This window comes from Bacillus sp. M5A3_1b (assembly GCF_053345335.1).
Genome location: NZ_JBKEZY010000007.1, coordinates 1 through 19,954, shown reverse-complemented (window position 1 = coordinate 19,954; position 19,954 = coordinate 1). Strand labels below are relative to the sequence as shown.

Below are 19,954 nucleotides of genomic sequence, written 5' to 3'. Positions count from 1 at the left end.
CTCACTTCAATTATCAAGGTGTTTTCATTACAAGCTCAAAACTCTCCGCATCAGCCCCAAGTATAAAAGGACTAACCTCGCCAACGCTATAAAGTTGCAATTCATGCATTGCACGCGTGCAAGCAGTGTAGAACAATCTACGAACGCTCTCGTCGCTGTATACATCTTTAGAAGCGTTGTAAATAATAACAGCATCAAATTCGATACCTTTTGCTAAGTAAGCAGGAATCACGACAATGCCTTGCTCATACTCGGCTGAGTTACTTTTCACAAGTTTAATATTTTCGATATGACGAAGTGCTTCGTAGGCAGCGGCGCTTTCAACGGCAGATTTACATATAATTGCGATCGTATTATGCTGCTCTTTTTGTAGTGCAGTAACTTTGGCAGTAATATGCTCGTGCAGTTCGCTGTCATTTGATACTTTCGTCACTGTAGGTTTCTCGCCGTCACGTTCAAAGGCGTGAATGTTCTTTCCTTCCGGTACGAGAGCACGTGTAAATTCAATAATTGGTTTTGTTGAGCGATAGCTACGAGTTAAGTTGATGCCGTTCGTTTCATCTGGTCCGTATAAGCTAGTAAGTGTATTGAAATTCACTGCTTCACTCGCATGGGCAAATATCGCCTGGTTAAAGTCTCCGAGTACGGTCATTCTTGCAGCAGGGAAGAGACGTTTTAAAAACTCAAATTGAAACGGTGAATAATCTTGTGCTTCGTCTACGAGTACATGTTTAATCGATCTATTCGTTTGGAAGCCTTCTATTAATTCTTTTAACAGTAAAAATGGAGTCGCATCCTCGTAATATAGCTTTCCTTCATCAAGCATGTTTACTGTTAAGGAGCAAATATCATCCCACTCTTTCGGTTTTTCCCCAGCAACCCATGATGCATCTGTGAAGAGTTGTTTATATATGCCTGTGAAGTTGATGAAGCGCAATGTTTGAACACCTTTACGAAGCGGCTTCAATTTTTTACGGACAATCATACGTCCAAGTACTTTCGTTTCTTTCTCAAAATCATGAAAGGAGTTGTCGTCAAACTCGCCTTTTTTCTGTAAATATTTATAAGCCTTTTGGTATTCATCTTTACTAAGTAATTCAATTTCTTCTTCTACCCAAGGCTTTTTCAGTTCTGTTTTTTCAATTGCATCTATTTGTTTATTTAGCCAATCCGTTAACTTTTCAATTCGATTATGGAAGCGGAGGGAGGAGTCAGTATTATAAAATTGTTCTGTAATTTCTTTAGCAGAAACAATTAACTTTCCTCTAAATTTCATTCCTCTAAATAGCATACCTGAAGATTCAAGAGATTGTCTGTACGCTCTAATCATTTCGAAAAATTGAGTAGATGCTTTAAAGCGAATGCTAGCATTTCTCGTTTTATAGGTAGGGCTATTCGTTTCAGTTAACATATATTCTAATTGTTCATAAGGGTCTTCAACGTCGAATGCCTTACTGAGTCTATGGTTTAAATATTCTTGGAATGTAACTTGCTGCATATTTTCTTCACCAAGTTCAGGTAGTACGTTAGAAACGTAGCTATTGAACATAGAGTTAGGGGAGAAGAGAATAATTTGATCCGCTTTTAGCCATTCGCGATATTTATATAGTAAGTAGGCTATTCGTTGCAGGGCAGCTGACGTTTTACCACTACCAGCAGCTCCTTGCACGATAAGGAGTCGGCCTTCATCGTGACGAATAATTTCATTTTGCTCGCGCTGAATCGTAGCAACGATGCTCTGCATATGTTTATTCGTACCTTTTCCGAGCGCCTGTTGCAAGATTTCATCACCAATTGTAAGACTCGTATCGAACATAGAATCAATCTCGCCATTTTGAATAATGTATTGTAATTTTTTCTCCACATTACCGTGGATTACGCCGCCTGGTGTACTGTATTCAGCAGGTCCTGGTGGATAATCGTAGTACACACTCGAAATAGGTGCGCGCCAGTCATATATAAGAAAGTTTTCGCCACTTGCATCAGTAAGTGTAGCGACGCCGATATAAATTTGATCCGCAGCAGATTCTCCTTCTTCTTTGAAATCAATTCGTCCGAAATAAGGTGCTTTATGCATACGTCTTAATGCGGCAAGTCGATTAAAGGTGTGCTTATGGGTAATTTGTGTGACAGCTAGTGACTGAGCTTGTTGTCTTAAGTTGATAACTGTTTCAAGGTAATCATCGAAAGTATCAGTATTCACTTTCACGTCATCCCAAAAGTGTTTACGAATATTGATTACTTCTGCCCGGCGTCTGCCAGTTTCGTTTTCCAGTTTATCAATTTGCTCCGTAATCGTTTCTATTACGGTATCCAATCGTTTTTGCTCTAAATCAAGTTTTTTGTTCATACGTAAGCACTCCTTTAAAAGTGAAAAATAGAGGTTGACTGAAGATGTGTTTTGGTGTACAATTAAGATACGGATAAATACGTTATATATATTTTTAGAAATGTGTTTCTGTACTAATTTAACATAGTTTTTTCATTTAATCAATGATAATAAGATAAACCTTGGTTCCGCGCGGTGGAATCGAGGTTTTTTTGTGTTTCTTGAAGAGGGGATCGCGATCATTGTCAGTTTTTGTCGGTAAGTCGATATATTTTGAAAATCGCCGATATAATTAGAGTTGCGGTCGATATAATTGAAAAATCGCTGATATAATTTAGATTCACGAAAATCAACTACATAATTTCATGTACCGAATCTAGACGCAATGTATCGCGAGAAGAGGGCAAACAAAAAAGCTCGGGCCTAAGCCCAAGCTTTTTTCAATTCATTATTTCTTTTCGTCTTTTTTAGCGTCAGCTTTTTTCTCTTCGAAAAGATCTTTTAAATCTTTATCGTCAACTTTTACGTCAGCTTTTTTGATTTCTTTCATCATAAGATCGTTCATGAATTCGCCGTCTTGTGCTTTCTTCTGAACGATTTCTTTTTTGATGTCAGCTTTAGATTGTTCGAAAGATTTTTCTGGTTCTTTAATGTCTGTTACTTTAATGATGTGGTAACCGAATTGTGATTTCACAGGCTCGCTTACTTCATCTTTTTTCAGTTTATAAGCAGCATCTTCGAATTCTTTAACCATTTTACCAGGTCCGAAGAACCCTAAGTCGCCACCTTTTTCTTTTGAACCAGTATCTTCAGAGTATTGTTTTGCTAACTCTTCGAAAGATTTACCTTGTCCAAGTTCTTCTTTAACCTTTTTAGCAGTCGCTTCATCTTTTACAAGAATGTGGCTTGCTTTAATTTCAGGCTTGTAGTTATCTTTTAGTTCTTTATCAGTGATTGTTTTCTCGATAGCTTTTTCTTGCGCTAATTGAGCACGCACACCAGTTTTTAAAGTTTCTTCTTTAATACCTTGTTGTTTTAATAGTGTATCGAATTGATCACCGTATTGTTTTTTCATTTCATCGAACTTTTTGTCTACTTCTTTGTCTTCAACTTTGTAGTTTTTAATAAGTACTTTTTCCATAACCATGTTGTTTAGTACTTGTTTACCAGCTTGTGTCTTCATTTGATTGTAGAATTCTTCTTTTGTAATGTCACCAGCTTTAGATGTAACGATTTTGTCTGATGATGATCCTGTTCCACATGCTGATAATGCGATTACACTTGTTGCGGCTAAGGCAAGCATAGCTTTCTTCATTCGATAAACACTCCTACTATTATGTATTTTTAATTTATCCTACACCAATGAATTTTAGTTCATAAGAGCCCGATTAAGTCTCACTGATACTTTTGCTTTGTATATTGGTAAAGCGCGCTTAACAGGGCTTACCGAGGCTTGAGGATAAAGTTAAGATGCGTGTCATTTATTTCATAGTATAAGCAATATGTACAAAATTTAATATATCATATTTCGACTCGATTTCATATTGATAAAGAAAATTTAACCAGTACGTGTCAGATTTTGAAGGTGTTCCATATTGGGCGCATGCCGCATATACAGAAAAGAGGAGGGGATGGGGATGAATTCTCAACTTATTTTATTACTTGTACTGTTTATTTTATTGGTTATAGTAGGTATAATTTGCTTATAGAGGAAAAAAGTGAGGAAGGGGCTTCCTTCCTCACTTTCCATGAAATATAATTTCTATATAACTAGAAATTAATAAAATTGTTATACATACATTAATAACCCGAAAGACACCGGGTTGGCGGCTCGCAGCTATTTGTTTTCGTTCACACAGTGTATGTGTCATGAAATTCGTGTAAAATATAACAAGAAGTGCGAATGCGACAAAAACAACTGTTATAAGTGTCATGAGGCGAGACCTCCTTTTGGTAAAATACATATACTTTATATATTGTATCATACGATATTTTGTTCGTGTTATAAAATTCAGAAATAGAAGACTTTGTGTTAGAAAGAGAGGGAGAAAATGGACGTTGTTAGAAGATTAGAACAAGCTGAATACTACGTAGACCTACTATTTAAAATGATTGATGAAGAAAAGTGTCCATTTTATTCTTTGATCATAAAGAAAAAAGCTCGTAAAAAAGATATTGAACGTATACTAAATCTTTGTGAAATATTGAACGAGCAATATGTAGTGGAGAAAGCAGAAGGGCTTCTTTTGTTCGATGCGCTGTTAGATCAATTTGAAAAAGCGCTTCCACATCAGCTCGAAGTACACGAAACTGCGGAAGCGCTAGCAAAACAAGGTTTATTTAAGCCGCTTATGAATGAATTCTTAAGCATGATTGCGAAACAATAAATAGATTACTTCTTAACTAACTTCTGATCGGATTCCGTAAAATTCTCCTCAATATTCTCTAATGATTTCTCAAAAATATCGATGAAGTCTTGTCCGTAAATGTTGCGCAAGATAGCGATAAGTTCGATATTTTCTGGGAACTTACCATAGAAATTACGAAGTGCAAGAGCCCCATTAAATACAGAGTTATTTTCAGGATCATACTCCTCCATTAAGCGAAGTAGTAATTCTTCCCCTTTGTCTGTAATCTCAATGTACGTATTTCGTTTATCATCTTCTTTTTTCGAGAATACAAGATAGCCGCGTTCTTCCAGCTTTTTCGAGAAGTTAAATGCCGTTGATACGTGCATAACTCCAAACTTAGCAATCTCAGAAATAGAAGCCCCTTTTAAATGATAAGCGATTGACAAAATATGATGCTCATTAATGTTTAAATCGTAAGGCTTAATCCACTGTTGCCAATCTTTCTCTACACATTTCCATAACGCTTTCGATAATTGAGCAATGCGTTGGCTGAAAATCATCGCTTCTTTTACCGAGTAATCTTTTTCTCCACTTTTCATTTACTCACCCACTTTAACATTCTTTTTCATTACTATCTATTATGCCAGTAAAGTAAAAATTAATAAAGTCTTTTTGTGAGAATTGTGAAAATTTTTCGGAAAAATGACATTCTATACAAATCATGCATAACTATGGAAGCGTTTTATGAGTCGTGAATACATGTGTTGTCCTTACATGTTAAGTGATAACATATATTGTAAATGCATAAAAACACGGCATATCTATGTGATATGCCGTGTTAAGGTCAATTTATATAAAAAATATTTGTTATATGCAAAAAACTAAGCAGGAATTTGTTTACGCTTTTTCCGGAACAGCTTCTTGTAGTTTCTCAATTGATTTTTGAATGTCCAAAATTTCTTGCTCAATATGTCGTTTGTTTTGAGAAATATCTTGCTTCCAGTTAGAAAGCGTGTCTTGCATATCTTCTTTTAATTCTTGAAACACTTCTTTACCTTCCGAAGCAGTTTCAACGATTTGACGTTTTAATAATTTTGTATCAGCTGTAATATCAGCTAAAGTCTTTTTAATATCAGTTCCTTTTTCTTTCAGCTTACCGCGCATAGCTTTACCAGAAGAAGGAGTAGAGAAAAGAACGGCTAATCCAGCAACTGCTCCGCCGCAAATGACACCTGTAATAAAGGATTTAGCTTTTGACATAAAAGGAAACCTCCTTATTTTTTGTTCGTATTCATGATGTGAAAAAATATGCATATCTTTAAGACAAGGGAAAGAAAAGTGTGCAGTGCACAGTCCCTGGCATCTTGAGTGAAGAAACAAGCCGTGCAATATGTAATCACTTTAGGAAAGTGGCTTGTTATGTATTACTTCTTATTATAGTGTCACTATTCCACACTATTTGCAATTGTACTTGCGATGTTCTGTAAATTTTCCATTGTGTATTCATTTTGATGTGATTTCCAAACAGCACCGAAACCATCGTTTTCACCGTAGCGTGGAATTAAATGAAGGTGGAAGTGGAACACAGTTTGTCCAGCTTTTTCACCGTTATTGTTAAGTAGGTTAAAGCCAACTGGATTAAACTCTGCTTTAATCGCATTTGCGATTTTCGGAACGACAGAAAAAATGTGTGATGCGATTTCTGGCGTTAACGCAAAAATGTCTTGTTTGTGAACTTTTGGAATAACAAGAGTATGTCCTTTTGTTACTTGACTAATATCTAAAAATGCAAGCACATGTTCATCTTCGTATACTTTTGAGCAAGGGATTTGCCCGTCAATAATTTTACAAAAAATACAATTGTCCGCTGTATGGTTCATTGATCTCATCCTTTCAAGTAGCCTTAGCCGTATTTTACCATAATTATATAAGAGAACAAACACGAAAAACAGGAAGCTGACTCAGCTTCCTGTTTTCTGAAGAGGGATTGAAAAAGCATTATCGTAATTTACGTTTCGCAGACACCTCATTTATTTAAGAAATGCACGGTAAATCGGCTAAAGTTTCTGCCGTAGACACCCCATTTTCAAGTGAAATGAATTGCAATCTTTATAAAGAGAAGTTGTTTATTTTTTAAAACAGTATATGCTCTTTCGGAGACACCCCGTTTCTAAAATGAAACAAATGATCTGGTTATGTGTAAATTTCTTTGTCCAACATGGACACCCCATTTCATGATGACTTCACTATGTTGTTGTACTCATCAATAGGTGGTTGCTTTTTCAATGTGTTCCTTCTTCACTAATTATGATGTCCGCTTTCGTAAAAATATATGCGAACAAATTTTAATTTTTTTTTGAGGGCATCGATACTATGTAGTACAGCGCTATTTTTGGTAAGATGAATATAGAATGAATACTAATGAAGAAAGTGGTGTCGTATGAGCGAGTTATTGCGTGTAGAAAATGTTACAGGAGGATATACGAAACGACCTGTACTAAAAGATGTTTCGTTCTCTGTGAATAAAGGCGAACTTGTCGGCTTAATCGGTTTAAATGGAGCCGGGAAGAGTACGACAATTAAACATATTATCGGTTTAATGGAACCGAAAAAAGGAACTGTCACAATTAACGGGAAAACAATTCGTGATGATATGACAGCGTACCGTTCTAGTTTTTCGTTCATCCCAGAAACACCAGTATTATATGACGAGCTAACGCTAGAAGAACATTTGAAATTAACAGCGATGGCGTACGGTGTCGATGAACAACAATATGAAGAACGTGTAGGACAACTATTACAAGAATTTCGCATGAAAAATCGTTTAAAATGGTTTCCATCTCATTTCTCAAAAGGGATGAAACAAAAAGTAATGATTATGAGTGCCTTTTTAGTGGAACCATCTCTTTACATTGTGGACGAACCTTTCGTTGGGCTTGATCCGTTAGCGATTCAATCACTCCTTCAAATGATGGATCAAATGAAAAAGAGCGGTGCAGGAATCTTAATGAGTACACATATTTTAGCGACGGCAGAGCGTTATTGTGATTCGTTTATTATTTTGCATCAAGGCGAAGTAAGAGCGAAGGGAACATTATCTGAACTGCAATCCGATTTTAATATGCCAGGTGCAACGTTAGATGATATTTATATTGCATTAACGAAGGAAGAAGATTATGAATAGCACAGCATTATGGAAAGAACGATTTCGTCACTTTCTAAAAGAAGTTCGTACATATAGTAAATACGTATTTAATGATCATTTGAAATTTATTTTCGTATTTATCATCGGCGCAGGAGCGTATTATTACCAGCAATGGTTACAAACGTTAACACCTTCGTTTCCGGCGGCGCTCGTTATGGCAGTGTTGCTCGGACTCGTATTAACGGCCGGATCTATTCAAACGTTATTAAAAGAAGCAGATCTCGTTTACTTGCTGCCAGTTGAAGAAAAGTTAAAACCGTACTTCACAAAGGCATTTCTCTTTACGTTTATGATTCAGTTATACATAATCGCAATCGTAGCGGCAGCGCTTGCCCCGTTATACTTCCAGCAAATGAAGCAAACAGGAGCGGCTTACATATGGATTGTACTCGCGTTTGTCATTGTAAAAGCGTGGAACTTATTCGTAGCATGGGAAAAATCATTTTTAACAGATCAAAATATACAAAGAGCTGATTGGTTCATTCGTTTTATTTTAAACGGTTTATTTGTGTACTTCCTTGTAGAGCGTACTTCCGTTATTTTTGTTGGCGGAATCGTCCTTCTCATGGTGTTATACCTTGTAGTACTGCATCAAATGGTGAAGGGAAAGCCGCTAAACTGGGAGTACTTAATTTCTGAAGAAGGTAAGAAGATGATGCTGCTATACCGCATCGCGAACATGTTCGTTGACGTACCAGCATTAAAAGAAAGAGTAGCACGTAGAAAATGGCTTGATTTCATTCTTTCAATGATTGGTGAGAAGCGTACATATTTATACTTATATACGAGAACGTTTTTACGATCTGGTAACTATTTCGGTTTATATATGCGTTTGCTCGCTCTTGGAGGGGTTATTCTTTACTTTATTCCGTTTTTATATGGACGATTTATCGTAAGCCTTATTTTCCTATACTTAATCGGTTATCAGCTATTAACTTTATGGAAACATCACCGCATGAAGATTTGGCTTGATTTGTATCCGGTCGGGGGAGAAGAGAAGAAGAAAGATTTTCTTACTTTATTAAATGCAATTCTTCTTACTGGCAGCGTTGTATTTACAGTTATATTTGCCCTTGCGACGAAAGATTTCATGATGACGGGAATTTTACTAGTTGTAAGCATAGTATTTAGTATCGGTTTTGTTTATCAATACGGGGCGAAACGTATTGAGCGTTTAAATTGAAGGGAATGAACCTATGATTACATACGAAGAGAAGGTTATAAAAGAATTGGAGCAGTGGAAAGCTACATTCATGAAAGATTCTTCTATGATGACACGCTTCTCTAAGAAATTGCAGACGAAAGTGCAACAGCTTATTCCGGCGAAAGTGCAAAAAGTATTAACGGAAACGATTCGGATGATGGTGCAAACGATTAGTGCTGGATCAAACTTTATAAAGCCGAAATTAAAAGAGACGAACTGGTCATTGCAAAGAAGAGACGACGAAGTACGTAAAAAAATGGATGAGTACAAAAAAATAGCAGCGGCAGAAGGGGCTGGAACAGGAGCTGGCGGTATTCTCCTTGGCCTTGCTGACTTTCCGCTCTTACTCGGCATTAAAATTAAATTTTTATTCGATGCAGCAACGTTGTACGGATTTGATACGAGCGATAAAGAAGAGCGCCTTTTTATCCTTCACGTTTTCCAACTTGCTTTTTCAAGTGACGATCACCGAAAAGAAATATGGAAAGCAATCGAAACGTGGGATACAGAAGAAGAAAATCATATGGACTGGGAAAAGTTCCAAACAGAGTACCGAGACTATATCGATTTAGCAAAAATGCTTCAGCTCGTACCGATAATCGGTGCCCCGGTCGGCGCATATGCGAACTATCAATTACTGCAAAGGCTCGGAGAAGTGACGATGAATTGTTATCGTATGCGAATACTTAATAGAAATTAGAAAGAAAGCATCCTACATGTGTAATGTAGGATGCTTTTTTTAGAAGTTAATGCCGTTATAGCCAACTCCGACTACAATCAATACGATAAAGAGCACAATGAGTATACCCACTATTAACGCTCTTACCGTCTTGTCCAGCTTCACCGCCACCAGTGCCACCAGTGCCACCACTACCGCCTTTACCGCCAAGTCCCATAGGAATATCCTCCTTATTGTTATATGTTGCTTTTACTTTATTCTTTTCTGTATTTACCAATAAATTCCTCATGGAGCGCTAACTAACTTGCAAATCATTTCGTTTCATTTTATAATTTACTTACCGACCGGTAAGTAAAAATAAGTGAGGTACAGTATGACAAAGAATTTACAAACATCGCAAAACATTGTAGAGGCATCATTTAAACTCATGGCAGAGCACGGCATTGAGAAAATGAGCCTTTCCATGATCGCGAAAGAGGTAGGTATTTCAAAACCGGCTATTTATTATCATTTTTCTTCTAAAGAAGCGTTAGTTGATTTTTTATTTGAAGAAATTTTTTCTGGGTATCATTTCGTAAGTTATTTCAATAAAGAACAATATACGAAAGAAAACTTTGCAGAAAAATTAATTGCCGATGGTTTACATATGCTCTCTGAGTATGAAGGGCAAGAAGGAATATTACGTGTTATAAATGAATTCATCGTAACTGCGGCGCGAAATGAAAAGTATCAGAAACGCTTATTTGAAATACAAGAAGATTTCTTAAATGGTTTCCACGATTTATTGAAGAAAGGTGTAGAACTTGACGTTGTGTCACAACATGCAACGGAAGAAAATGCTCATACGTTAGCGCTCGTAATCGATAATATGAGTAATTACATGCTGATGGGATTCCAGTTAAAGTATAAAGAAATTTGGATTCAAAATGTGAAAAACGTAATGAAGGAGGAATAAAAATGAAAATGCAAAAGAACTGGTGGCTCGGTTTTCTTGGATTTATTGGGATTTATAAAATACCAGGTATGATTGAAGCTTTTCAAGCAGATGGAAGTTGGATGAAGTTAATTGGCTTCATTTGGCTACTTTGGTTCGGATATTTTATTCCTGAGAAGAAAGAAGATTAAATTTCAATTTTATGTAAAGTTATGTAAAATATAGATTGAGAGTATTCGTATATTAGATTACTAGATTTGGAGTGGTTACATGGATCCATTGAAAAATGAAATTCACCCTGACATGGTCAAGGTGTGGAAAGTTCGTGCTGTAATTGAAGAAGGAATCGGTATTCTCGTCATTTTAGCTTACCTTTTCCTCATGATAAAGTTTGATTGGTGGGCGTGGATTTTGTATGTAATGATTGGGCTGACAGTTGTGTTCGTACCATTTTCTTACTTTTTATTCCCGAAACTACGTCAACGTTATTACAGTTATCAATTAAATGAAGAAGAGCTTGAAATTCAGCACGGTCTTTTCGTCGTAAAGCGCGTATTAGTACCGATGATTCGTGTACAGCACGTGACGATTGAACAAGGGCCGATTATGAGGAAATATGGCTTAGCAGAATTACACATTTCAACAGCTGCAACTTCTCACAGTATCCCAGGCTTAACGATGTATGAAGCAGAAATGTTGAAAACGAAAATCGCAGAATTAGCGAAAGTGAGTGATGAGGATGTATAAGAGACAGCATCCAATCACGATGTTATTAGAATTAAAAATAACAGACTTTATACCACTCATTATTTTCATGTTTAGCTTAAATGGAAAATTCCCGTTTTGGTATTTAATTCCCGCTGCATTCGGCTTACTCACCGTTTTTTCAGCATTTGAAAAATGGTATTACACAACATATTGGGTCGAAAATAACGTATTACATGTGAAGCAAGGGCTCTTTGTGAAGAAGGAGAGCTATTTAAATAAAGAACGTGTTCAAACGATTAATACAAGTTCTAACGTGTTGTATCAAATGCTTGGCTTAAAGAAAATTCAAATCGAAACAGCTGGCGGAGGCGACGATGCAGAAGTAAGCTTAGCTGGTATTACAGTAGAAGAAGCAACAGAGCTTATTACAATGCTAAATGATCCAACTCCAGAAGTGAAAGTAGAAGAAACATCAGAAGAAGTAGTCGAGAAAGAAATCGTAACAGAGGAAAAGCAAGCGACTGAATATAAATTAACTTGGAAAGAAATTTTGCTAGCGTCTGTTACATCTGGTCAGTTTGGATTGTTATTCTCATTAATCTTTTTCGTGTATCACCAAGTAGATGAGTACATTCCGAAATGGATAGAGAATGGCGTCAAGTCGTATGTAATGGAACATGATATATATGGCTGGATTTTCATGATAGCTATTTTGATTGTCCTTTCATGGATTATATCTACAATCGGTTATGCGCTAAAACATGGAGATTTCACAGTGAATCGAAGAAATGATGAAGTCCGCATTTCGCAAGGATTACTTGAGAAAAAAGAACTCGTCCTAAAGTTACATCGCATTCAAGGTATTACGATAAAAGAAAGTATTTTACGTCAGCCATTCGGTTATTGTGCTGTGCAAGTAGAAGTGATTCAAAGTAAAGGACTGGGTGACGAGAAAGAAAAAGTTACACTGCATCCTATCATTCGAAAAGATCGCGTACAACAGTTACTTGCACATTTACAACTACCATATGAACTGAATACAAACATTATTTCATTACCAAAAGCAGCATTGCGCCGCTATCTCATTGATAGTTTCATCTTTTTCGCTATGCTAGCAATCCCGCTTACTGGAATAAGTATATACTTTGAAAAGTATTACATCATGTGGGCATTCATTCCGCTCGCGATCCTCATCTTTATACTTGGATACGCAACATTTAAAACAAATGGTTACAGTGTAAACGGAGAGCAAATTACGCTTGTATATCGTAGTGTCGGCAAATATACAGGGCTTGTTAGAAGAAGGCACGTCCAATCAATGGAAAAGACACAATCCTATTTCCAGCGCCGTGCGGATTTATGTACGTATAAGTTCTCTAACGCATCATCGGATTATAAATTAGAGCATACGAGAGTAGAAGATGCGGAGAGAATGCAGGATTGGTATAAGAAGAGAATGAGTGAGAATTAACTTGAAAAAGCTTGCCTATTATGAAAGGCAGGCTTTTTTGTTATAGGAAAATGAGGGGCTTCCTCCATATATATTATTACAGCTACAGCACACATATATCGAAAAAGTAGTATACTTCTATTTCAAGGAAATCTGTGGAATTTTTAATATAAATGGTATACTAATATAGAAAAAGTATTAGGAGGCTATATATGATAAGTCAGTTAAAAAGAGAAGCACTTGATGCATTAAAAGGAAAATGGGGATTAGCGGTAGGGGCAACCTTATTAGTCGGAATCCTTATTGGAGCTGTTGAAATGCTAACCACAGGTATTTTCTCGATATTTTGGGGTTGGGAAGAAGCAAGTGATTCACTTACAGTAAGTATTATTGTAATGCTTGTTATTGGTCCATTAACAATAGGTGCCTATTATCTTGTTTTAAATGCAATTCGTGGAACTGATGCTCGCATTGGTCATATATTTAGATGGTTTAGCGATGGAAGTAAGTTGATGAAGTCGTTTTTAACATATTTACTAATGTATGTATACTTGACTCTATGGACATTACTTCTTATTATTCCAGGTATTATTAAATCATTTTCTTATTCTATGACATATTTTATTTTGAATGATCATCCAGAATATACAGCGAATCAAGCGATTACTGAAAGTCGTCGTATGATGAATGGGCATAAAATGGATTACTTTTTACTATGCTTAAGTTTCTTAGGTTGGTTCATTTTAAGTATTCTTACTGTAGGAATCGGTTTCTTATGGTTAGTACCTTATTTCTACACGACATCAGCTGCATTTTATGAAGAGATTTCAAAAGAATATTATAAAAAAGAAGACACTACTTTCTAATAACCACCTATCCCCCTAAAGAATATAGGGCACAGATAGTTTAGATGTTCTGTTTATGGGGAGCACTTCAGGATAAGGTATAGGTTTTTATATAAAAATTCTGCCCTCTATGTTTTAGGCTAGAGGGCTATTTTTTCATGTAAAAATAATGAATAATATATGTGAAACAAAAAAGCGAGGTGAATGAGAGCGAGCAAGTTTTTAATTCCGTATTCATTTTCTATATTAAGTTTCTTTATTTCAGTAACGGCACTTGATTTATATGATAGGATAGGAAAAAATGATGAGGTTCAGTTTAACGGTCCTGACTTTGAAGGCGGGGCGAATGAAGTCTCGTTAAGACAAGCACAGAAAAACTTCATTGCGTTTGGTGCTTGTGAGGAATGTTTTGTTAGATCAGTTAGAAAACCGACTAGTGAAGATGTGAAGGATGCTAGTTGGAAGCAAATTTAGTAAATAAAATGTTATTACTCAATTTATCAGGAGTAATAACATTTTTTTATGTAATGATGAAAGAATTAACGCCGTCTGACAAGATAAAACAGTACGGATGACACAGTAATAGGAAGGACAGTATCCAGAAAAGCTTCTAAATAAAAGGATAGAAAATCTCTTTTGTTAAACCACATAAAGAGTAAATGATTGTAAGAAATACCTAACAATATAAATAAAGGGATTCCAATTTTTAATTCGTGACTTCCTTTTATTTTTCTATAACAAAATTCACCTAATAAACAACCGATAAGAACAGGAATGCTTCCAAGAATTGAAAACATAATAATAGATACCCAAATCGGTCCCCAGGAGTCAGCATAATTTGGAACTAGTGTATACTGTAAAACGTTCACAATGACAGAAAAAACCAGTAAGCATATTAAATAACTAATAGAAAATTTTTTCAATGGAATCATCCTTATAAAATTTCACTTTATTTTTATGAACATATAAACCTCTTTAAATTATAGATTGAATATATAAGGATGATCAATTTGTATGCATTTTGTGTTTATGGATATATTTTCAACGAATATAATTGTATAGATGTATAGTCAATTGTGAGTATTTGATGTTATCATATTGAATGATATGGAAATTTTTAATAGAAGAAGTAACGAACAATTCAAAGGTAATGAAGCCTTTGTGGTATAAAGAAAATATTTATTATTACTCAGCGATATTAAAAATAAGATACGTATTTATATAAATTTAGTAGAAATGGGGGTTTTAAAAAGGAATGAGTATAAGTATAACAAGGCAGAAAATTTTAGCAGCCGCTTCTCAAATTGTGCGATGTAAAGGGGTTGCTAAGTTAACTTTAGAAGCGGTAGCAAAAGAGGCGGGGATAAGTAAAGGTGGATTGTTGTATCACTATTCAACTAAAGAAGCTTTAATAGAGGGGATGATACTCAAAGGGACGGAGGAGTATCAAGAAGCCATTCACAGTAAAGTAGCGGAGGACTTAGAGAAGAAAGGAAGGTGGGTACGTTCTTTTGTAGAGGAAAGATTAAGTAATGAGAGAAGAGTAGAAGAGCTGGGGAGTAGTATGATGGCAGCATTAATGCTAAAACCTGAATTACTTGAACCGTTACAACAATCATTTCAGCAACTGCAAAATAAAATAGAAAATGATGAGATAGATTCAGTTTGTGCCACAATTATTAGATTAGCGGCAGATGGATTATGGTATTCGGAATATTTAGGGGTTGGAAGACTAAGCCCCGAATTAAGAGAAAAAGTAATTCAAGCTCTTATTTGTAATTCATATAAATAGAATATACGAACTATATAATGTAAAACAATTCACCATTGCTTATTTAATGCACTGGTGAATTGTTTTTTTTATTAGAAAAATAGAACAATTTTATAGAGTATTGAATTATAACCGTCCAGACGGTATAGTAATATTTGGTTTAAGAGGAAAATGAAACAAAAAAAGAATAAAAAATATTTTTAGCACACTATTCGAAAGGATAGGCCGCAAAGCTTAGAGTCTACGGTAATACATATTGGTTACTAAGATCGTCTGGTTGCACATTTTTGATGCAACCGGACGGTCTTTTTTTATTATATAAATATAAAAAATAGGAGGGAATTATGCAAATGAAAAGTACTAAGAGGCATATTTCGATGGTTTCATTAGTTTTTCTAGTATTATTTTCAGTGCTAAATGTGTGGGCTCCAGTTATTCAAGCCGCTGTGATAAAAAATCCAGTGGACGAGATTAATATATCCCGTACTGATGGTACAACGTCTGAACCATATCAAGCCTCAGATGGCATGAAAGTAGAAGTGAAGTGGTCAGCTAAAGAAAAAATAAAAAGTGGAGATCAATTCACAATTGATATGCCAAAAGAATTTAGAAAAGATCTTATGAATATGAGTTTTCCTTTAAAAGATGCTGAAGGAAAAACAGTTGGTACATGTGAGATGAAAAAAGGTCTATTGACGTGTACTATGGGTGATTACGTAGAAGGAAAGAATAACGTTAAAGGTTCTTTATTCGTAGAATTCTACTTTGGGCTAGAAGCATATGATGGTGTCAAAGAAATTCCATTAGAATTTAACGTTGATGGTCAAATCGTTAATAAAGAAGTAAGTGTAAATAATACGACAGAGAGACCGAAGCCACATCCCAATACAGATAATCTATTGAAATGGGGTTCTTATAATCAAGAAGATCCATCCATTGCTGATTGGCTTGTATATGTAAATGCAACTGGAACAGAAATGCAAGATCTTAAATTAACAGACACATTAGGACCTGGGCATGAATTAATTACAAATAGCTTAGTATTAGAAGAGGCTGTATTTGAAGATGGTTATGCACCAACAAATATTAAGCCAGCAGATTTATCTAAAATTAAAATCAATGCAACGAAGACTGGATTTACAATTGAATTTCCAGACAGTTCAAAAGGTTATATTTTAAGATATAAAACAAAGATTACTAATCCTGCTGCAAAGCCTCATAAAAATACAGTGAAATTAGAAGGCAAAAATATTAAAACTGAAGAAAAAGTAGGAGAAGTATTCGTAAGTGGTGGGGGAGGAACCGGTTCAGGCGACGATAATCCACCTAGTATTGAAAAAAATATAGTCGATGAGAATGGTAAGCTTGTAGAGGATCAGCAGTTAGCGCAAATGGATCAACCTATTCAATACCAAGTTGGTACACATATACCAAACGATCCTCCTAAATACAGATCTATGGTAATTAGTGATGATTTAGAAGATGTATTAGAAGTATTAGAGGCAAAAGTATATGATCAAAATGGCCAAGATATTACTTCTAAAGGAACACTAAAGATAGATAAACAAAAAAGTGAAGTAACATTTACGTTCGGTGAGAGTTTTGACTATAAGTCATATGAAGACCAGGTAATTAACCTTAGTATTAAGGCGAAAATTAAAGCTAATGCAGACTTATCTTCTTACGTAGATAAGAAGATTCCTAATAAGGCAGAATTACATTTTGATGATAAAATATTAACATCGAAAGAAGTAACTGTTACACCGCCTGAAGCTCCAAAAGAAGGTACAGTATCGATTCATAAAATAGATGCTGAGAATCCGAACAAAGGGTTAAAAGGTGCCGAATTTGAAGTTCGAAATAGTGCAAATGAAGTTGTTGCAAAACTGATAACGGACGAAAATGGCTTTTCAGTACCTCAAACTTTAGCTCCTGGGACGTATAAAATTTATGAAACAGTAGCACCAGAAGGATATCAAAAATTAAAAGAACCAGTAGAGGTTACACTTCAAGCTGGAGAAACAAAAGCAATTGAAATTAAAAATACTTTGCAAAAGGGTCAAATTGAATTAAAGAAAATTGATTCAGAAAATGGTGAAAAACCATTAGCAAATGCAGAGTTTGATATAGTAAAAGACGGTGTAGTAGTTGAGCATATTATTACAGATAAAGATGGTAAGGCAATTTCTAAACCGTTAGCGCCAGGAAAATATATTTTAAAAGAAACGAAAGCGCCTGAAGGATACCAATTAAAAGAAACAGAATTCGAAGTAAATGTAACAGGGGACGGCATATTCCCAATAACAGTAGAAAATGCAATGACAGATAAAGGTAATGTAGAAATTACAAAGGTGGACAAAGAAAACGGTTCAGCATTAGCGGATGTCGAATTTGAAGTCCAAAATGAGAAAGGTGAAGTAGTAAGAAAAGTAACGACGGATAAAGAAGGAAAGGCAACCGTTTCAGATCTTTCAGTAGGAAAGTACAAATTAGTAGAGACGAAAAGCTTACCAGGTTACAAGAAACTAACAGAGCCAGTATCGTTTGAAATTACAAAAGGTATGACGAAAGTCCTATCATTAAAAGTAGAGAATGAACAGTTAGAAAACGGTTCAGTAGAAATTACAAAAGTAGATAAAGACAGCCAGAAAGCATTAAAAGGCGTAGTTTTCGAAGTACGAGATGAAAAAGATAAAGTAGTCAAAGAGGTAACAACAGATAAAGAAGGAAAAGCAACCGTTTCAGATCTTTCAGTAGGAAAATACAAATTAGTAGAGACGAAAAGCTTACTAGGTTATAAAAAACTAACAGAGCCAGTGTCATTTGAAATTACAAAAGGTATGACGAAAGTCCTATCATTAAAAGTAGAGAATGAACAGTTAGATAAAGGTTCAGTAGAAATCACAAAAGTAGATAAAGACAGCCAGAAAGCATTAAAAGGCGTAGTCTTCGAAGTACGAGATGAAAAAGATAAAGTAGTCAAAGAGGTAACAACAGATAAAGATGGAAAAGCAACAATTGATGATTTATCAGTAGGAAAGTATAAATTAGTAGAAAAAGAAAGTTTACCAGGTTATAAGAAATTAATAGAGCCGGTATCGTTTGAAATTACAAAAGGCATGACCGAGGTCTTATCATTAAAAATAGAAAATGAAATGGTAGATACGGGAAATATAGAGATAACAAAGATAGATAAAGATAATAAAGCACCGTTAGCGGGAGTAACATTCATCGTACAAGATGAAAAGGGTAATGAAGTTACAAAAGTAACGACAGATAAAGAAGGAAAAGCAAGTGTTTCAGATTTACCTGTAGGAAAGTATGAATTAGTAGAGGTAGAAAGTTTACCTGGTTATAAAAAGTTAGAAAAACCAGTATCATTTGAAATTAAAAAAGGCATGACCGAAGTTCTATCATTAAAAGTAGAAAATGAAATGGTAGATACGGGGAATGTAGAAATCACAAAAATAGATAAAGACAGTAAAGCACCATTAGAAAATGTTGTATTTGAAGTACGTGATTCAAAAGGAAAAGTAGTTGCGAAAGTAACAACGGATAAAGAAGGAAAAGCAAACGTTTCAAATTTATCTATTGGGAAGTATGAGTTGGTGGAGGTAGAAACACCAGCAGGATACAAACCACTTGAAAAACCAATTTTATTCGAAATTGAAAAGGGTAGAGTAACAGCGTTAAAGCTAACAGTCGAAAATGAATTAGTGGATACAGGAAATGTAGAAATTACAAAAGTAGACAAAGAAAATAAAGATGCTTTAGCTGATGCAGTATTTGAGATTCAAGATGAAGCAGGACAAGTAGTCGCTAAAATAACGACAGATAAAAAAGGACAAGTACAAGTTACTAATTTATCAGTTGGAACATACAAGTTAGTAGAAGTAAAAGCACCAAAAGGATATAAGCAATTAGTAGATCCGATTGTTTTCCAAATTGAAAAAGGCATGACAAAATCTCTTGCTTTAACAGTCGAAAATGAAATGTTAGACAAGGGTAATGTAGAAGTTACAAAAGTAGATAAAGATAGTCAAAAAGCATTAGAAGGCGTAGTTTTCGAAGTACAAGATGAAAACGGCAAAGTAGTAACGGAAGTAAAAACAGATAAAAATGGTAAAGCAAAAATCTCAGACTTATCTGTAGGAAAGTACAAATTAGTAGAAAAAGAAAGCTTACCAGGCTACAAACAATTAACAGAGCCAGTATCATTCGAAATCAAAAAAGGTATGACGAAAGTTTTATCATTGAAAGTAGAGAACGAACTGTTAGATAAAGGTTCAGCAGAAATTACAAAAGTGGACAAAGAAAGTGGCGCGTTATTAGAAGGCGTAACATTTGAAGTGCAAGATGAAAACGGCAAAGTAGTAACAAAAGTAACGACAGATAAAGAAGGAAAAGCAAAAATTGCTGATTTATCAGTAGGAAAATATAAGCTAGTAGAGGTAGAGAGCTTACCAGGATATAAAAAA

The 19,954-nt window shown here is 35.2% G+C and carries 20 protein-coding genes, 1 pseudogene and 1 riboswitch; of the genes and pseudogenes, 13 read left to right on the top strand and 8 right to left on the bottom strand.

Annotated elements, in window-relative coordinates:
- Positions 1 to 13 precede the first annotated feature (13 nt).
- Together helD and prsA are read right to left on the bottom strand one after the other, a co-directional pair.
- On the bottom strand, positions 14 to 2,350 hold the full coding sequence (helD, locus tag ACLBWW_RS19620; protein WP_447614182.1) for an RNA polymerase recycling motor HelD: 2,337 nt from the start codon (positions 2,348 to 2,350) through the stop codon (positions 14 to 16).
- 427 nt (positions 2,351 to 2,777) lie between these two features.
- Complete coding sequence (gene prsA, locus ACLBWW_RS19615; protein ID WP_048545376.1) at positions 2,778 to 3,644, bottom strand: peptidylprolyl isomerase PrsA; 867 nt, start codon at positions 3,642 to 3,644, stop codon at positions 2,778 to 2,780.
- Positions 3,645 to 3,924: 280 nt separating this feature from the next.
- Here prsA and ACLBWW_RS19610 point away from each other — a divergent pair, with 280 nt between their 5' ends.
- A complete protein-coding gene (locus ACLBWW_RS19610; protein ID WP_002007073.1) occupies positions 3,925 to 4,038 on the top strand; it encodes a hypothetical protein in 114 nt (37 codons plus the stop codon).
- 30 nt (positions 4,039 to 4,068) lie between these two features.
- Here the strand turns inward: ACLBWW_RS19610 and ACLBWW_RS19605 are convergent, their stop codons facing one another.
- Complete coding sequence (locus ACLBWW_RS19605) at positions 4,069 to 4,263, bottom strand: hypothetical protein (protein WP_000172690.1); 195 nt, start codon at positions 4,261 to 4,263, stop codon at positions 4,069 to 4,071.
- Positions 4,264 to 4,380: 117 nt separating this feature from the next.
- On the opposite strand from ACLBWW_RS19605, the gene ACLBWW_RS19600 reads away from it, so the two are divergent.
- Positions 4,381 to 4,716: a DUF1878 family protein gene (locus ACLBWW_RS19600; protein ID WP_000383652.1), complete on the top strand. Its 336-nt coding sequence runs from the start codon at positions 4,381 to 4,383 to the stop codon at positions 4,714 to 4,716.
- Positions 4,717 to 4,721: 5 nt separating this feature from the next.
- Here ACLBWW_RS19600 and ACLBWW_RS19595 read toward each other — a convergent pair whose 3' ends face one another.
- The 3 genes from ACLBWW_RS19595 to ACLBWW_RS19585 all read right to left on the bottom strand — a co-directional run bounded on the left by ACLBWW_RS19595 (position 4,722) and on the right by ACLBWW_RS19585 (position 6,560).
- The gene (locus tag ACLBWW_RS19595) at positions 4,722 to 5,279 is read right to left on the bottom strand and encodes an HTH-type transcriptional regulator Hpr (RefSeq protein WP_000834920.1); all 558 of its coding nucleotides are present in this window, start codon (positions 5,277 to 5,279) and stop codon (positions 4,722 to 4,724) included.
- A 298-nt stretch (positions 5,280 to 5,577) separates the two neighbouring features.
- A complete protein-coding gene (locus ACLBWW_RS19590) occupies positions 5,578 to 5,940 on the bottom strand; it encodes a YtxH domain-containing protein (RefSeq protein WP_000030297.1) in 363 nt (120 codons plus the stop codon).
- A gap of 185 nt (positions 5,941 to 6,125) precedes the next feature.
- Complete coding sequence (locus ACLBWW_RS19585; protein ID WP_001016839.1) at positions 6,126 to 6,560, bottom strand: HIT family protein; 435 nt, start codon at positions 6,558 to 6,560, stop codon at positions 6,126 to 6,128.
- A gap of 560 nt (positions 6,561 to 7,120) precedes the next feature.
- Between ACLBWW_RS19585 and ecsA the strand changes: the two genes are divergently transcribed.
- The 3 genes from ecsA to ecsC are packed head-to-tail and all read left to right on the top strand — an operon-like array spanning position 7,121 to position 9,789.
- Positions 7,121 to 7,864: an ABC transporter ATP-binding protein EcsA gene (gene ecsA, locus ACLBWW_RS19580; protein ID WP_001292606.1), complete on the top strand. Its 744-nt coding sequence runs from the start codon at positions 7,121 to 7,123 to the stop codon at positions 7,862 to 7,864.
- Positions 7,857 to 9,068 carry an ABC transporter permease EcsB gene (gene ecsB, locus ACLBWW_RS19575; RefSeq protein WP_048545374.1) on the top strand — a complete coding sequence of 404 codons (1,212 nt, stop codon included), beginning with the start codon at positions 7,857 to 7,859 and terminating at the stop codon, positions 9,066 to 9,068. The genes ecsA and ecsB overlap by 8 nt, the downstream gene beginning before the upstream one ends.
- Positions 9,069 to 9,081: 13 nt before the next feature.
- Positions 9,082 to 9,789, top strand: coding sequence for an ecs operon protein EcsC (gene ecsC, locus ACLBWW_RS19570; protein ID WP_048545373.1), 708 nt, complete (start codon positions 9,082 to 9,084; stop codon positions 9,787 to 9,789).
- Positions 9,790 to 9,828: 39 nt separating this feature from the next.
- Here ecsC and ACLBWW_RS19565 read toward each other — a convergent pair.
- A pseudogene (locus ACLBWW_RS19565) lies at positions 9,829 to 9,985 on the bottom strand (sporulation protein YjcZ).
- A 156-nt stretch (positions 9,986 to 10,141) separates the two neighbouring features.
- Between ACLBWW_RS19565 and ACLBWW_RS19560 the strand changes: the two are divergent.
- From ACLBWW_RS19560 to ACLBWW_RS19535, 6 genes are all read left to right on the top strand, one after another.
- Positions 10,142 to 10,723 (top strand): TetR/AcrR family transcriptional regulator, encoded by a 582-nt coding sequence (locus ACLBWW_RS19560; protein ID WP_000164863.1) that lies wholly within the window; start codon positions 10,142 to 10,144, stop codon positions 10,721 to 10,723.
- A 2-nt stretch (positions 10,724 to 10,725) separates the two neighbouring features.
- Complete coding sequence (locus ACLBWW_RS19555; protein ID WP_000783808.1) at positions 10,726 to 10,893, top strand: hypothetical protein; 168 nt, start codon at positions 10,726 to 10,728, stop codon at positions 10,891 to 10,893.
- Between the two features lie 79 nt (positions 10,894 to 10,972).
- Positions 10,973 to 11,449, top strand: coding sequence for a PH domain-containing protein (locus ACLBWW_RS19550; RefSeq protein WP_098048946.1), 477 nt, complete (start codon positions 10,973 to 10,975; stop codon positions 11,447 to 11,449).
- Positions 11,442 to 12,881, top strand: coding sequence for a PH domain-containing protein (locus ACLBWW_RS19545; protein ID WP_048545367.1), 1,440 nt, complete (start codon positions 11,442 to 11,444; stop codon positions 12,879 to 12,881). Before ACLBWW_RS19550 ends, ACLBWW_RS19545 begins: the two co-directional genes overlap by 8 nt.
- A gap of 191 nt (positions 12,882 to 13,072) precedes the next feature.
- Positions 13,073 to 13,726: a DUF975 family protein gene (locus tag ACLBWW_RS19540; RefSeq protein ID WP_048545365.1), complete on the top strand. Its 654-nt coding sequence runs from the start codon at positions 13,073 to 13,075 to the stop codon at positions 13,724 to 13,726.
- A 183-nt stretch (positions 13,727 to 13,909) separates the two neighbouring features.
- Positions 13,910 to 14,179 (top strand): CPCC family cysteine-rich protein, encoded by a 270-nt coding sequence (locus ACLBWW_RS19535; RefSeq protein ID WP_088110160.1) that lies wholly within the window; start codon positions 13,910 to 13,912, stop codon positions 14,177 to 14,179.
- A 65-nt stretch (positions 14,180 to 14,244) separates the two neighbouring features.
- Here the strand turns inward: ACLBWW_RS19535 and ACLBWW_RS19530 are convergent, their stop codons facing one another.
- Positions 14,245 to 14,628, bottom strand: coding sequence for a hypothetical protein (locus ACLBWW_RS19530; protein WP_048545364.1), 384 nt, complete (start codon positions 14,626 to 14,628; stop codon positions 14,245 to 14,247).
- 332 nt (positions 14,629 to 14,960) lie between these two features.
- On the opposite strand from ACLBWW_RS19530, the gene ACLBWW_RS19525 reads away from it, so the two are divergent.
- The gene (locus ACLBWW_RS19525) at positions 14,961 to 15,497 is read left to right on the top strand and encodes a TetR/AcrR family transcriptional regulator (RefSeq protein ID WP_048545361.1); all 537 of its coding nucleotides are present in this window, start codon (positions 14,961 to 14,963) and stop codon (positions 15,495 to 15,497) included.
- A 171-nt stretch (positions 15,498 to 15,668) separates the two neighbouring features.
- Positions 15,669 to 15,761, top strand: a riboswitch (cyclic di-GMP riboswitch).
- Between the two features lie 59 nt (positions 15,762 to 15,820).
- A partial coding sequence (locus ACLBWW_RS19520; protein WP_447614180.1) for a SpaA isopeptide-forming pilin-related protein occupies positions 15,821 to 19,954 on the top strand: 4,134 nt, incomplete at its 3' end.

Bases quoted from the DNA above. Each gene is read 5' to 3' on its own strand.
- helD (WP_447614182.1), bottom strand. From the start codon at position 2,350: ATGAACAAAAAACTTGATTTAGAGCAAAAACGATTGGATACCGTAATA.
- prsA (WP_048545376.1), bottom strand. From the start codon at position 3,644: ATGAAGAAAGCTATGCTTGCCTTAGCCGCAACAAGTGTAATCGCATTA.
- ACLBWW_RS19605 (WP_000172690.1), bottom strand. From the start codon at position 4,263: ATGACACTTATAACAGTTGTTTTTGTCGCATTCGCACTTCTTGTTATA.
- ACLBWW_RS19600 (WP_000383652.1), top strand. From the start codon at position 4,381: ATGGACGTTGTTAGAAGATTAGAACAAGCTGAATACTACGTAGACCTA.
- ACLBWW_RS19595 (WP_000834920.1), bottom strand. From the start codon at position 5,279: ATGAAAAGTGGAGAAAAAGATTACTCGGTAAAAGAAGCGATGATTTTC.
- ACLBWW_RS19590 (WP_000030297.1), bottom strand. From the start codon at position 5,940: ATGTCAAAAGCTAAATCCTTTATTACAGGTGTCATTTGCGGCGGAGCA.
- ACLBWW_RS19585 (WP_001016839.1), bottom strand. From the start codon at position 6,560: ATGAACCATACAGCGGACAATTGTATTTTTTGTAAAATTATTGACGGG.
- ecsA (WP_001292606.1), top strand. From the start codon at position 7,121: ATGAGCGAGTTATTGCGTGTAGAAAATGTTACAGGAGGATATACGAAA.
- ecsB (WP_048545374.1), top strand. From the start codon at position 7,857: ATGAATAGCACAGCATTATGGAAAGAACGATTTCGTCACTTTCTAAAA.
- ecsC (WP_048545373.1), top strand. From the start codon at position 9,082: ATGATTACATACGAAGAGAAGGTTATAAAAGAATTGGAGCAGTGGAAA.
- ACLBWW_RS19560 (WP_000164863.1), top strand. From the start codon at position 10,142: ATGACAAAGAATTTACAAACATCGCAAAACATTGTAGAGGCATCATTT.
- ACLBWW_RS19555 (WP_000783808.1), top strand. From the start codon at position 10,726: ATGAAAATGCAAAAGAACTGGTGGCTCGGTTTTCTTGGATTTATTGGG.
- ACLBWW_RS19550 (WP_098048946.1), top strand. From the start codon at position 10,973: ATGGATCCATTGAAAAATGAAATTCACCCTGACATGGTCAAGGTGTGG.
- ACLBWW_RS19545 (WP_048545367.1), top strand. From the start codon at position 11,442: ATGTATAAGAGACAGCATCCAATCACGATGTTATTAGAATTAAAAATA.
- ACLBWW_RS19540 (WP_048545365.1), top strand. From the start codon at position 13,073: ATGATAAGTCAGTTAAAAAGAGAAGCACTTGATGCATTAAAAGGAAAA.
- ACLBWW_RS19535 (WP_088110160.1), top strand. From the start codon at position 13,910: ATGAGAGCGAGCAAGTTTTTAATTCCGTATTCATTTTCTATATTAAGT.
- ACLBWW_RS19525 (WP_048545361.1), top strand. From the start codon at position 14,961: ATGAGTATAAGTATAACAAGGCAGAAAATTTTAGCAGCCGCTTCTCAA.